The organism is Lentzea sp. NPDC051208, assembly GCF_040682435.1.
In the GTDB taxonomy this organism is placed as follows: Bacteria; Actinomycetota; Actinomycetes; order Mycobacteriales; family Pseudonocardiaceae; genus Lentzea; species Lentzea kristufekii.
The window spans coordinates 116,826-129,894 of sequence record NZ_JBFBAW010000012.1; the positions used below are offsets into that span (position 1 = coordinate 116,826).

13 protein-coding genes are annotated in these 13,069 nt (G+C 68.9%); 8 read left to right on the forward strand and 5 right to left on the reverse strand.

The genetic code is table 11. The features are described 5' to 3' along the window. Window positions 1–3: 3 nt before the first annotated feature. The 3 genes from AB0M48_RS27940 (at window position 4) to AB0M48_RS27950 (ending at window position 3,185) form a co-directional block, all read left to right on the forward strand. Window positions 4–342 (forward strand): hypothetical protein, encoded by a 339-nt coding sequence (locus tag AB0M48_RS27940; RefSeq protein ID WP_363847363.1) that lies wholly within the window; start codon window positions 4–6, stop codon window positions 340–342. Window positions 343–682: 340 nt separating this feature from the next. Next, window positions 683–2,014 (forward strand): cellulose binding domain-containing protein, encoded by a 1,332-nt coding sequence (locus AB0M48_RS27945; RefSeq protein WP_363847365.1) that lies wholly within the window; start codon window positions 683–685, stop codon window positions 2,012–2,014. Between the two features lie 154 nt (window positions 2,015–2,168). Continuing rightward, entirely contained in the window at window positions 2,169–3,185 is a 1,017-nt protein-coding gene (locus AB0M48_RS27950) for an MFS transporter (RefSeq protein ID WP_363847367.1), read from the forward strand. A gap of 3 nt (window positions 3,186–3,188) precedes the next feature. Here AB0M48_RS27950 and AB0M48_RS27955 read toward each other — a convergent pair whose 3' ends face one another. Both AB0M48_RS27955 and AB0M48_RS27960 read right to left on the reverse strand, forming a co-directional pair. Beyond that, window positions 3,189–3,827, reverse strand: a complete 639-nt coding sequence (locus tag AB0M48_RS27955) for a DUF1152 domain-containing protein (RefSeq protein ID WP_363847369.1) — start codon at window positions 3,825–3,827, stop codon at window positions 3,189–3,191. A 26-nt stretch (window positions 3,828–3,853) separates the two neighbouring features. Continuing rightward, on the reverse strand, window positions 3,854–4,552 hold the full coding sequence (locus AB0M48_RS27960) for an LLM class flavin-dependent oxidoreductase (RefSeq protein WP_363847371.1): 699 nt from the start codon (window positions 4,550–4,552) through the stop codon (window positions 3,854–3,856). Between the two features lie 134 nt (window positions 4,553–4,686). On the opposite strand from AB0M48_RS27960, the gene AB0M48_RS27965 reads away from it, so the two are divergent. Together AB0M48_RS27965 and AB0M48_RS27970 are read left to right on the forward strand one after the other, a co-directional pair. Beyond that, the gene (locus tag AB0M48_RS27965; protein WP_363847373.1) at window positions 4,687–5,541 is read left to right on the forward strand and encodes a bile acid:sodium symporter family protein; all 855 of its coding nucleotides are present in this window, start codon (window positions 4,687–4,689) and stop codon (window positions 5,539–5,541) included. A gap of 147 nt (window positions 5,542–5,688) precedes the next feature. Beyond that, complete coding sequence (locus AB0M48_RS27970) at window positions 5,689–7,089, forward strand: carboxylesterase family protein (RefSeq protein ID WP_363847375.1); 1,401 nt, start codon at window positions 5,689–5,691, stop codon at window positions 7,087–7,089. Window positions 7,090–7,227: 138 nt separating this feature from the next. Here AB0M48_RS27970 and AB0M48_RS27975 read toward each other — a convergent pair whose 3' ends face one another. After that, entirely contained in the window at window positions 7,228–8,718 is a 1,491-nt protein-coding gene (locus AB0M48_RS27975) for a M28 family metallopeptidase (protein ID WP_363847377.1), read from the reverse strand. Between the two features lie 100 nt (window positions 8,719–8,818). On the opposite strand from AB0M48_RS27975, the gene AB0M48_RS27980 reads away from it, so the two are divergent. Continuing rightward, complete coding sequence (locus AB0M48_RS27980) at window positions 8,819–9,559, forward strand: lipopolysaccharide kinase InaA family protein (RefSeq protein ID WP_363847379.1); 741 nt, start codon at window positions 8,819–8,821, stop codon at window positions 9,557–9,559. Here the strand turns inward: AB0M48_RS27980 and AB0M48_RS27985 are convergent. Further along, entirely contained in the window at window positions 9,476–10,255 is a 780-nt protein-coding gene (locus tag AB0M48_RS27985; protein WP_363847381.1) for an ABC transporter permease, read from the reverse strand. The two genes, AB0M48_RS27980 and AB0M48_RS27985, sit on opposite strands and share 84 nt — an antisense overlap. Further along, on the reverse strand, window positions 10,252–11,196 hold the full coding sequence (locus AB0M48_RS27990; RefSeq protein ID WP_363847384.1) for an ATP-binding cassette domain-containing protein: 945 nt from the start codon (window positions 11,194–11,196) through the stop codon (window positions 10,252–10,254). Before AB0M48_RS27990 ends, AB0M48_RS27985 begins: the two co-directional genes overlap by 4 nt. Window positions 11,197–11,294: 98 nt before the next feature. On the opposite strand from AB0M48_RS27990, the gene AB0M48_RS27995 reads away from it, so the two are divergent. Both AB0M48_RS27995 and AB0M48_RS28000 read left to right on the forward strand, forming a co-directional pair. Next, complete coding sequence (locus AB0M48_RS27995; protein ID WP_363847387.1) at window positions 11,295–12,044, forward strand: TetR/AcrR family transcriptional regulator; 750 nt, start codon at window positions 11,295–11,297, stop codon at window positions 12,042–12,044. 207 nt (window positions 12,045–12,251) lie between these two features. Further along, window positions 12,252–13,010, forward strand: a complete 759-nt coding sequence (locus AB0M48_RS28000; RefSeq protein ID WP_363847389.1) for a zf-HC2 domain-containing protein — start codon at window positions 12,252–12,254, stop codon at window positions 13,008–13,010. Window positions 13,011–13,069: the final 59 nt, after the last annotated feature.

The following is a 13,069-nucleotide window of genomic DNA, read 5'->3' on the forward strand; positions in this document are numbered from 1 at the left end:
GCGATGACGATCCAGGACCGGCGCCGCGCCCGGATGCGCAGCGGGCTCGGACTCGTGGGCACGATGCTGATGACGGCGGGGATCGCGGCGATCCTGTTCGCCTGGTGGGGCGTCGCGCACACCGGGTACACGTTCGAGCAGATCCCGTACGTCGTGTCGGGCGGGATCCTCGGCGTCGGGCTGATCGGGGTCGGCGGGTTCCTCTACTTCGGGTCGTGGCTGACGAAGCTCGTGGAGGAGCAGCGGCAGACGACCTACGCGCTGCTGCAGCTGCTGGAGGAGCGGGACCGCGATCGGGCAGAGCGCGATCGCGAACGAACGGAGCGCACCAGCGTGCTGTGAGGGCGTAGGCGGGCAGCGGCACGTTGGCGCTCCTGCGCGAGGTCTGCCGCAGCAGTTCCTCAGCGCATGTCGATGCGTCGGCGCGACATCGGTACCGACCACTGTCCCGTTCGGACCTGCGGCCAGTTCGGGACGGTATGCGGTCTGGGTGACCTGGATGTCCGAACCATGTGCCGAAGCGGCCATCAGCGAGGCGATCTCTCGGGCGTTCATCGCGTCGCAGGATGAGAGAGCGTTCTCATCACCGCATCCGATTGGCGGTGTTCACACCCTTGAACCATTGGTTTAGACCAGTTAACGTGCCCTGCATCACGTACCCCCTGCACGTGAACGGAGCACCATGAAGAAATTTCGCTGGCAGATCCTGACCCTCGGTCTGGCCCTGGCCACCGTGGTCGGAGGCGTTGCCGCCGCGCCCGCGAGCGGCGCGTCGGGCGTGACGGCGGCGTTCACCAAGACCTCGGACTGGGGCACCGGCTACGAGGCCAAGTACACGATCTCCAACAGCGGCGGGTCCGCGCTCTCGTCGTGGACCGTCGAGTTCACGCTGCCGAGCGGGCAGTCGATCGCGTCGCTGTGGGACGGCAGCTACGGCGCCAACGGTCAGAACATCACCGTCCGCAACACCTGGAACGGCAGCGTTCCCGTCGGCGGCTCGGTGAGCTTCGGCTTCACCGTCAAGGGTTCCGGCGGCAGCCCGTCCGGCTGCAAGGTCAACGGCGGTTCTTGCGACGGCACCGGCAACCCGCCGACGACGACCACGACCACCACGCCGACGACGTCGAACCCGCCGGTGCCCGGCACCGGCCGCGGCGCGCCCTACCTGTACCTGGGCTGGGGCAACCCGCAGAGCGCGACGGAGGTCATGAGCCGGACCGGCGTCAAGTGGTTCACCCTCGCGTTCGTCCTGTCCAGCGGCGGGTGCACCCCGTCGTGGGACGGCCAGCGCCCGCTGACCGGTGGCGCCGACCAGCAGGCGATCAACGCCATCCGCGCGGCCGGCGGTGACATCGTGCCGTCGTTCGGTGGCTGGAGCGGCAACAAGCTGGGCCCGAACTGCTCGACCCCCGAGGCGCTGGCCGGCGCGTACCAGCAGGTCATCAACGCCTACGGGCTCAAGGCCATCGACATCGACATCGAGAACACCGACGAGTTCGAGAACACCGTCGTGGCCGACCGGATCGTCAACGCTCTGCGGATCGTCAAGCAGAACAACCCGGGCATCCAGACGATCGTCACGTTCGGCACCTCGACCACGGGCCCGAACTTCTACGGCGCCCGGCTGATCGACCAGGCCAAGGCGCTGAACGCGAACATCGACGTGTTCACGATCATGCCGTTCGACTTCAACAGCTCCAACATCCGCACCGACACGATCAACGCGGCCACGGGGCTGAAGAACAAGCTCAAGTCGACCTTCGGCTGGAGCGACGCCGAGGCGTTCAAGCACGTCGGCATCTCGGGCATGAACGGCCTGTCGGACCACCTCGAGCTGACCACGGCCGACGACTGGACCGCGATCCGCGACTGGTCGAAGGCCAACGGCCTCGGGCGACTGGCCTTCTGGTCGGTCAACCGCGACCGCGGTGGCTGCGACGGCCAGGTGTCCGCGAGCTGCTCCGGCATCCCGCAGTCCGAGCTGGAGTTCACGAAGATCACCGCCGGCTTCTAGCCGACCACGGGCCGTCAGCGTCGTTTAATCGGTGGCGCTGACGGCCTAGTCTTGTGCCATGCGACGACGACATTGATCTTCAACTGATCTTTCCCGGACCGCGACGGCGTGGGCGTGGTGTTCGCACCTCATCCCGATCTACGCGCTGTACGCGTTGCTCTTCGCCGACAGCGGGCTGTCGGACGCCTCCATCTCGGTGCTGCTCGCGATCTGGTCGCTGACCTCGGTCGTGTTCGAGGTGCCGTCCGGTGCGCTCGCGGACCGCTTCTCCCGGCGCGGCTGTCTGATCGCCTCCGGTGTGCTGCAGGCCTTCGGGTACGCGGCCTGGGTGCTGTTCCCGTCGTTCTGGGGATTCGCGGCCGGCTTCGTGCTGTGGGGCCTGGGCGGGACGCTGCAGTCCGGTGCCTTCGAGGCCCTGCTCTACGACGGGCTCGCGGCCAACGGCGACGAGGACCGGTACGGACCGCTCAACGCCCGCGTCGACACCATCGAGCTGATCGCCCAGGTGCCGGTCGCGGTCATCGCCACCGCGTTGTTCTCGTTCGGTGGCTACCAGCTGGCCGGCTGGGCGTCGGTCGCGATGTGCCTCGCGTCGTCCGTGATCGCGTCGCGGTTCCCCGAACCTGAACGCGGCGACGAGGACGACGACGAACTCGGGTACCTCGCGACGCTGAAGACCGGCCTGCGCGCGTCCGTGCCGATCAAACGTGCTGTGCTCGCGGTGGCTCTGGTGTACGCGATCGACGCGTTCGAGGAGTACTTCACGCTGCTGGCGCAGGACTGGGACGTGCCGACGGTGTGGGTGCCGATGGCGACGATAGGCGTGCCGTTGATGGGGGCCGCCGGCGCCTCGCTCGGCGGCCGGTTGCCGTTCCGCGGCTGGGTGCTGTTCGCCTCGGGTGCGGTGCTGATCGCGGCGGCACTGCTGGCCGTGCCGCTCGCGATCGTCCTGTTGGGACTGTTCTACGGCCTCTACCGGTTCGTGCTCGTGCACGTGGAGACCGAGCTCCAGCACCGGATCTCCTCCGATGCCCGTGCCACGGTCACGTCCGTGGCCGCGATCGGCTCGGAGTTCGTGGCGTTCGCGATCTACGGACTGTGGGTGCTGGGCTCGGCCGTTGCCATCGGCGTGATGGTTCTGGTGGTGGCGGTGGTGATCCGGCGCCGATGAGCCTCAGCGGGGGAGTGTGCGGCGAGGGCGTCGGTCATCGATGCCCTCGCGGTAGTCCTCGATCGCGAGCGCCACGTCGAACGCCGTCCGCGCCTTCTCCAGCGCGGGCAGGTAGTGCACGCCGCGGGCCAGCGCGTCGAGGTAGGCACCCTGCCTGTCCAATGCCGCCAGGTTCTCCAGCACGTGCGCGTGGCACACGCCGTGGTGCGCGTCGATGCCGAAGTCCAGGCTGGTCACGATCTTCACCACGCCGTCGACGCCCGCGGCGGCGGCGAGACTCGTCATGTCCTCGGTCGGCGTGCCGAGGTGTTGTTCGTCGCCACGTAGCAGGATGTCCGTGCCACCGTCGACGAGCACGACCGCGTCGATGGAGTGCCTCTTGATGATGGTGCGGTACGCGCTGCGCAACGGCCGCACACCGGTGCGCGGGAACGCGTAGACGGTGTCGTCGAGGAACCGCGCGAGCTCGCGTTCGGGGAAGTACGCGTCCTCACCGGAGGTCTCCGGTGCGACGGCGGCGAGTCCGGGCTCCAGCCACGCGTCGAGGTCGAGGCGTTCCAGGTCGCTGAAGCTCAAGCTGGCGTAGTGCACCCGCTTGCCCTGCTCGCGCAGCGCGACGCCGAGCGGGATGCCCGCGAACACGTCGAAGCCACCCCCCGCCCCGGCGATCAGGACGTTCCGTGCCGAACGGAGTCCGGCGAAGAGTGGCGGTGTGGCAAGGCTGAACACACCGCCGACCCCAGCTTTTCGACGTCCGCGGGGCTGCGGACCTTCACCAGCAGGCGGTCGGGTTCCTGCGCCAGACCCTCGTCCAGTTCGTTCGCCAGCACGCCGACCCTCGGACGCGCCGCCTGGTCGCGGTACCTGCTCAGGTGCTCGGTCTGATCGGAGAACACGAACAGCCCGTCGCCGTGCTCCGCCGCCAGGTCGGCGATCTCGGGCGACCGCGTGCAGGCGTGCCAGAGGTAGGGCCGGTCCGGCCAGAAGGTCTTCAACTCCAGGTAGTGCTCGACCGTCAGCGGCAGGCTGTGCTCGATCTCCTTGCCGAACCAGCCGAACACCCTCGCGGTGTTGCCCCGCCCGAGCACCACGTCGGTCCGGCCGGGAGCGAGGAGGGCGAGCGTGGCGTACTCGGCGGCGAGCCTGGCCGGGTCGTTCGTGGTGATCAGCGTGGTGGCCGTGGACAGCCGCAGCGTCGTCCTCGCCGCTACGTGCGCCAGGAGCGTGGCGGGGCAGGACGAGGTGTAGGGCGGGTTGTGGTGCTCGCCGACCGCGAAGACGTCGAACCCCGCCTCGTCGGCCGCGATCGCCAGCGCGACGATCTCCGACGGCGGGAGGTCGCCCGCGGTGAACACGCCGATCTGCACGCCCTTCAGTGTGCGCTCCCCGGCGCGATCCGTGAGATGGTGCCGCCAGCCGGCCGATTCCATCGGGCCGGGCGTAACGCCAGGATCTTCCGGACAGATCACACTGGACAAGCTGGACATCCGCGGAGGCCACCGTGCTAGTCGTACAGATCTTCCTGCCGCTGGCACTCGCCCTGGTGATGTTCGGCCTCGGCCTCACGCTCACCACCGAGGACTTCGCCAGGGTCGCGAAGTACCCGAAGGCCGCGGTGATCGCCCTCGTCTGCCAGGTGGTGGTCCTGCCCGCGATCTGCCTCGGGCTGGTGCTCGCGTTCGGGCTCAAGGGCGTGCTCGCCGTCGGCATGATGCTGCTCGTCGCGTCGCCCGGTGGCACCTCGGCGAACCTCTTCAGCCACCTCGCCGGCGGGGACGTGGCGCTCAACATCACGCTCACGGCGATCAACTCGGTGCTGGCGGTGTTCACGCTGCCGCTGGTCGTCGGCCTGAGCATGGCGCACTTCATGGCGGACACCGCCGAGGTCGGGTTGCAGCCGGCGAAGTTCGTGCAGGTGTTCGCGATCGTGCTGGTGCCGGTGGCGATCGGCATGCTGGTGCGCCGCAGGTTCGAGGCTTGGGCGCTCAAGATGAACGACCCGGTGCGCATCGCGTCCGTCGTGGTGCTGGTGCTCGTCATCATCGCCGCGATCGCGCAGGCCTACCAGCAGCTGATCGACAACATCGCGACGCTCGGCCCGGTGGCGTTGCTGCTGAGCATCTTCAGCCTGCTGATCGGTTACTACGTGCCCAAGGCGTTCAACGTGGAGCGCAAGCAGGCGATCGCCAGCGCGATGGAGATCGGCATCCACAACGCCACGATCGCGATCACGCTGGCGCTGACGGTGCTGAACGACGAGACGATGGCGATCCCGCCCGCCGTGTACGGCGTGCTGATGTACGTGCCGGCGGCGGTGGCGGCGCGCTTGTTGTCCCGGAACAAAGCCGTGGTGTAGGGCCGTGTCGAAGTCTGATCCGCGATAGCCGGCCCCCAGGAACCACCTCAAGCTCGACTCTCATCGAACCAGACTTCGACACGGCCCTAAAGCGGTTGCGGCACGGGCTAGGTTGATCGTGACATGCGTTCAACCACAACCCTTTTGATGGCGGCCGTACTCGTTGCCGCAACCGCTGTTCCCGCCCACGCCGCGGGAATCGTCCGCACCGACACCGGATTCGTGTCGGGAACCTCCGTCGACGCCCTGCGCTCGTTCCAGGGCATCCCGTTCGCCGCACCGCCGACCGGGGAGAACCGCTGGCGCGATCCGCAGCCCGCGAAGCCCTGGCAGGGCGTTCTGCCAGCGGACAGGCCCGGTCCCCGGTGCGAGACCGACGAGGACTGCCTGTACCTCAACGTCACGACGCCGGCGAAAGCCGCGAACCGCCCGGTCCTGGTCTGGATCCACGGCGGCAGCTTCACCAGCGGTGCCGGGTCCGACTACGGCGTGGACCAGTTGGTGCGCGGCGGTTCCGTCGTCGTCACGATCAACTACCGCCTCGGTGCCTTCGGGTACTTCGGTTTCCCGGGGCTCGCCGGCTCCGGCGCGTTCGGCCTGCGCGACCAGCAGGCCGCGCTCGGCTGGGTCCAGCGCAACATCCGGCAGTTCGGCGGCGACCCGCGCAACGTCACGCTCTTCGGGGCGTCGGCGGGCGGCCTGTCGACGTGCGCGCAGCTGACCACGCCGCGGACGCGCGGCCTGTTCCACAAGGCGATCATCCAAAGTGGACCTTGCCAGTTCGGTGTCCCGGCAGGCGAGAACAACGTCCAGCACACCTGGGTCAAGCGCGAAGACGTCGAACGAGCCGGTGCCCAGGCAGCGGGCTGCGCGGACGTCGCGTGCCTGCGCCGGCTCACGGTCGAGCAGGTCCAGGCGCTGACACCGCAGTTCTCGTCGCCCGCGTACGGCACGGAAGCGTTGCCGGAGAACCCGATCACGGTGCTGCGCGAAGGCCGCTTCCACAAGGTCCCGGTGCTCGCGGGCAACGCGCGCGACGAGTTCTCGGTGTTCGCCGCGATGTTCTACCCGCCGCTCGACGCCGCCGGGTACGAGCAGGCGTTGGTCGAGGGCTTCGGCACGGCCAAGGCCCAGCGGATCCTGGCCGCCTACCCGCCGCGCGGTGGCGACGAACGGGTGCCGCTCTCCGCGGCGCTCTCGGCGATGACCTCGGCCTGTCCCACCGCGGAGCTGCGCGCGCAGACGCACGCGTTCGGCTACGAGTTCGCCGAGCCCGAGCCACCGATGATCTTCCCGGGCATGCCGGAGTTCCCGTACGGCGCCTACCACGGCTCGGAGCTGCCGTTCCTGTTCCAGTACGCCGGTGTCGAGCTCGCAGGGAAGCAGCAGAAGCTGTCCGACGAGATGGTCGGGGCGTGGACCCGGTTCGCGAAGACCGGACATCCCGGCTGGGCACGCCAGGACGTCCGGCTGTTCGCGACAGAGCAGGTCGCACGGGTGGATCACCGGTGCGACCTCTGGGATCAGTGGAGCGACCCGGCCCGTTGACGAGCGAATTCACGCTCAGCAGGGTGCCTCGCGGCACCGCCCCCACGCCCCCATACGTCCAGTATGAGGACGTGGGGGCGGCACCACGACGCACCCGTCTGACCGCGAATTCACCCGGCAACGTTCCGGGCCACACCACTAGCTGAACGAACCCCGCGGCGCGCGTCCGTGCGACTTGCCGGGCGCGCGCACGCCGTTCACCGTCGAGGTGTCGAACGCGAACGTGATCACCGCGGTGGCGATGGCGTCGGCGTTGACGTCCAGGGCGGTCAGGTTCAGGTTCGACCGGGTGTCGCACGGCTGGTGGTAGCACGGGTCGAACGCGACGCCCGCCGTGCCGCCGTACCGTGCCGCCTGCTCGGCCGTCTTCACATCCTCGGCCCCGGTGAACAGGCCACCGGCCGGGATGTTGACCGCGATGAACGGCCCGTAGTCCTCCGAGGGCAGACCCCGGTCGGCGTAGAACTTCTCGAACACGTCCTCGATCTGCGCCGAGCCCGGCGGGATCGGCACGGGCGCGGTGCCGCTCGAGTCGTCACCGTCGTAGACGCCGAAGAAGTGGTTCGGCGAGCCGACCATGTCGAAGTTCAAATACAGCGCGATCTTGTCCTGCGCGGCCTGCGGCAGCGTGGCGACGTAGTGCTCGGACCCGAGCAGGCCCTCCTCCTCGGCACCCCACCAGGCGAAGCGGACCTTCGAGTTGGTCTTGACGCCCTGCAGGTGGATCGCGGTCTCCAGCAACGCCGCCGTGCCGCTGCCGTTGTCGTTGATGCCGGGCCCGTCCTGGACGCTGTCGAGGTGCGCGCCGGCCATGACGACGTTGCCCGCGTTGCCGGCACGGGACTCGGCGAACACGTTCCACGTCTTGCGCGTCTCCTCGGTGAAGTCGACCTTCACCCGGACCGTGGCGCCCGGCGTGAGCAGGATGAGCTCCTCGGCGGCGGCGTAGGTCGCGAACACCACGGGGATCGCGAGACCGGGGGTGGCGCCGATCGGTGTGGTCAGGCCGGTGCGACCGGGCTGGCCCTCGTTGAACAGGATGACCGCGGACGCGCCCGCGGCCTGCGCGTTCAGCGCTTTGACGTTGAACCCGCACGTGCCGCGCTGCAGCAGGGCGACGCGGCCGGGGGCGAACCCGGCGAAATCGGCCGCCTCGCACCCGCTGCTGCTCGTGTTCGGCACGGGCGCGGGCGGGACGACCACGTCGACGGGCTGGATGGCGGCGGTGACGTCCCCCTCGAACGTCGGCGTGAACCCGTTGCGGGTGAACTCGCTGTCGCGCTGGAAGATCCGCGGCACCGGCGCGACGCGGTCGAGCCGGGAGTCGTCCTCCACGTACGGGAAGTCGAACTCCTGCACGGTCGGCGAGTAGCCGGCCGCGTTCAGTTGTGAGACCACGTAGTTCACCGACGCCTGGTATCCAGGACGTCCGGCCGCGCGGTCGCCGTGGGTGTCCGCGATGGACTGGAAGGCGTCGAGGTGTCGCAGGACGCCGTTCAGCGTGACGGCCTGGGTGAGCTTCGCAGGGGAGTTGTTGTTGGGATCAGCGAGTGCCTGTCCGGTCACAGCCAGTGGTAGAACCAGTGTCAGGACCGCGAACAGCGCCCAGCGCCGAGGACGTTGAACCATCGGTAGGCCTCCATGCGTCGTCGCCGCCGAATGCACCCCCGAGGTTCCTTATCTGTCCGATGTGTCTTGTGTTACACCGATCGCTACTGGAGGTGGGTGTTTGTTCCGTTTGCTGGAGACCGCCGTCCGCGTCGAGCCGCTGGAGGGGGAGGGCCTCACCAACGTCCTGCACCTCGTGACGCTGGCCGACGGGCGCAAAGCCGTGCTGCGGCAACCCAAGGTGGCGCGCGACCTGCCGAAGTTCGTCGTGCCCGGCGCGCCGGAGGTCCTCGCGCACAACGGCCGGGGTGACGTGCTGGTCGAGTACGTCGAGGGCCGGACGCTGGCGGAGGCGCTGCCGGTGTCCGAGGAGGTCTGGCGGCGCGTCGGCGAGGCGTTCGCGAAGATCCACGCGATCGGTCTGCTGCACAACGACGTGAACCTGCACAACATCATCGTCAGCGAGGACGCGGCCACGCTGATCGACTGGGACAACCCCGGCCTGGGCAATCCGCTCGACGAGCTGGCGGCGTTCGAGGAACACCTCTACCTGCACGGAACCGTGCTGCCCCAGGCGTTCTGGACCGGGTACGGCTCCCGGCCCGACCCGAACCTGCTGCGCGTGCACCGGATCGCCGGGTGCGTCGGCTGGCTCGCGAGCGCGGACTGGCGGCAGTGGGAGGCCGACCGGACGCTGAAGCCGGAGAACCTGGCCAGGGTCCGGAACTGGCGGCGACTGCTGGCGCAGTGGCTCGCCGACCAGCTCCGGACCGACCTCCTAGCGGCTGAGGTTGCGGTACTTCAGCACCGAGAGCGGCCAGAAGATCGCCACGAACAAAGCGGGCCACAGCACCGCCAGTAGCAACGAGTTCTGCGCGGCCCACGAGTCGCCGCCCACCCCGGGGTTGCCGAACAGCTCACGCGCCGCCGCCACGGTCGACGACAGCGGGTTCCACTCCGCGACGACCCGCAGCCAGCCCGGCATCAGCTCCGGCGAGACGAACGTGTTCGCGAACATCGTCAGCGGGAACAGGAACATCCACGACGCCTGCGCCGCCTCCGGCTTGACCAGCAGGCCGATGTAGATGCCGACCCAGACCAGCGCGAACCGCAGCCACAGCAACAGCGCGAACGCCAGCAGCGCGTTGAGCGGCCCGTCGTGGAACGACCAGCCGATCACCAGCCCGCACAGGGCGAGCACCAGCAGTTCCAGCGACGAGTTCACCAGGTCCGCGATGCTGCGCCCGGCCACCACGCCGGTCTGCGACATCGGTGAGGCGCGGAACCGGTCGGTGACGCCCCGGTCGGCGTCCATCGACACCATCATCAGCGTGGAGCCGACACCGAACGCGATGGTCTGGCCGAACATGCCCGGCAGCAGGAACTCGATGTAGTCACCGCCGCCGAAGACGTTCATCGCGCTGCCGAACACCAGCCCGAAGATCAGCACCGAGATGACCGGGTAGGCGAGGTTCGCGAACACCCTGACCGGCTCGCGCACCCAGTGGATCAGGTCCCTCTTCGCGACGATCCACGAGTCGACGACCGCGTACCTCATGCCCGCACCTCCGAGACTGCCCTGTGCCCGGTGATGGCGAGGAAGACCTCGTCCAGCGTCGGCCGCCGCAGCGCGATGTCCTCGGCCTCCACGCCCTTCGCGGCCAGTGCCGACGTCACCCGCGTCAGCGCCGCCACCCGGTCGGCGACGGCCGCGCTCACCCGGAACGAGTCGGGGTCCACCTCGGCGTCCGGGCCGAGCACGTCCGCCACGACCCGCAGTTCGTCGGCGTTGCGGACCACCACCTCGATCCGGTCGCCGCCGAGCTTGGACTTGAGCTGGTCCGGCGTGCCCTGCGCGGCGACCCGTCCGGTGTCCATCACGACGATCTGGTCCGCGAGCTGGTCGGCCTCGTCCAGGTACTGCGTGGTCAGCAGCACCGTCGTCCCCTCCGCCACGACCCGCTTCACCTCCCGCCAGACCTCACCGCGGTTGCGCGGGTCGAGACCGGTGGTCGGTTCGTCCAGGAACAGCACCGACGGCCGCATGATGAAGCTCGACGCCAGGTCCAGGCGCCGCCGCATGCCGCCCGAGTACTGCTTGGCCCGCTTGTCCGCCGCGTCGGTGAGCCCGAACTGCTCCAGCAGCTCGTCCGCCCGTGCCACGGCCTGGCGCTTCGAGAAGTGGTAGAGCCGCCCCCACATGATCAGGTTCTCCTTGCCGGTCAGCACGTCGTCGACCGTGGACTGCTGACCGTTCAACGCCACCTGACGGCGCACGGCCGGTGCCTCCCGCACCACGTCGTGGCCCGCGACCTCGGCCCGGCCGCCGTCCAGGCGCAGCAAGGTGGCCAGGATGCGCACCGCCGTGGTCTTGCCGGCGCCGTTCGGGCCGAGCAGCCCGCACACCGTTCCGGCGGGCACGGCCAGGTCGAACCCGTCCAGCGCCCAGTTCTTGTCGAATCTCTTGCGCAGGCCTTCCGCGAGCACCGCGTGTCCCACGACTTCACCCCCGTGGATTAACTGCTTACTTTGTACACAGGGTGTACGTTGTACACGGTTCTAGGATTCACAGCAAGCAGGTTTGTGAAGGGGGCTGGGTGAAGAGCGATCGTGACCGGAGCGTGCGCCTGTTGTGGGAGCCGCCGGCCGAGCCGACCAGGGGACCGAAGGCCGCGCTGAGCCAGTCGCGAGTGGTCGAGGCGGCGATCAAGGTGGCCGACGCCGACGGCATCGACGCGCTCACCATGCGCCGGGTCGCCGAGACGCTGGGCAACACCGCGATGTCGCTCTACCGGCACGTACCGGGCAAGTCCGAGCTGCTGGACCTGATGGTCGACGCGGTGTGGGGCGAGACCGAGCCCACGCCCCGGGGCCCGTGGCGCGCCGGTCTGGAGTTCTTCGCCCGGCAGGTGTGGGCGATGTACCGGGCGCACCCGTGGATGCTGCAGCTGACGACTTCGCGGCGGATGCCCGGCCCGCACGCCATGACCCGCCAGGACGCGGCCTACGCCGCCGTGTCGGAGCTCGGGCTCGCGCCCGAGGAGATCGTGGCCGTGGTGACGACCGTGTCCCACTTCGTCGACGGCGTTGGTCGCACGATGGCGGACCGCGTCCAGGCCGAGCGGGAGACCGGCGTGTCCGAGGAGGACTGGTGGGACGGCCGAGACGCCCTCTGGGAGCACTTCACGCCGGACCGGCTGCCGATGATGACCCACATCTGGAACTCGGGCGGCTTCGAACGCCTGCTGGACGAGTTCGAGTTCGGCCTCGCGCGGGTCCTGGACGGCCTCGCGGTGTTCATTGAGTCGGAGGAACGACCGCTGGTTCGTCCACAGACGTGCTTGTAGTCAAACATGGGACCTTGAGTCGTCCGATCGAGTGAAAAGCGCAGCTCAGCGCGAGGGAGAAGGGTAGCGGGGCGGTTACGTAATGCCATTGTTATGCGCAATCAGAATGAACTCGTTCGAACGCTGAACCGACCACTCCTATCTGCCCGTTTTCCTTCGTGACACCGTTTCGCCGCGGGGGTCGAATCGGGACGACGAGGAGGTCGTATGACAGCTGGCGCGCACGACGCGGTCACCCTTGGCTGCTACGCGCTCGGCGTTCTGGACGCGCACGAGAATCTTGGCGTGGAGCAGCACCTCCGGGGCTGTCCGCCCTGCCGTGCGCAGGTCGCCGACTTCCATCGGATCCGGACAGCACTTGACGACGTGCCTCGTGAGGCATTTCTGCACGAGCTCGAGGACGACCTGCCCATGCCGTCGGACCTGCTGCTGCAGCGCACGCTGCGGCAGATCAGGCAGGAGTCGGTCATCCCGCAGCAGCGGGAGGCCGCCCCAGGCCCGAGAGCGAGTCCGCAGGCGGTGGAGGACCTTCCCGAACCGCTGCACGCCAGGCCCCGGCGCTGGCCGGGTTATCTCGCCGCCGCGGCGGTAGCCGCGGTGGTCGCGTTCGGGGGTGCCGCGGTGCTCATGCAGAACCAAGCGCCGCAGACGTCGATCGCCGGACCTCGCACGGGCGAGGCGACGGCGACCGGCGGGATCAAGCTGGTGGCGGGCATCGAACCGTCGTCGCAGGACCGTTACCTGGTCACGGCCAAGATCAACGGTCTGCCGGCCTTGCAGAAGTGCAAGCTGGTCGTGATCGCCAAGGACGGCACGAAGTCCGAGGCGTTCGCGTGGACCTCGTCCGAGAAGGCCAGGGTCGAGGGCGCGACGGTGCGCGGCATGGTGAGCGTCCCGTCGGACCAGGTGCAGTCGATCGCGGTCGAGAACACCGAGGGCAAGCAGTTCGTGGTGGCGAACCTGTAAGGGCGGAAACAAGCGGAAGGGCCCGGATTCGAGAGAATCCGGGCCCTTCGTCTTGCATT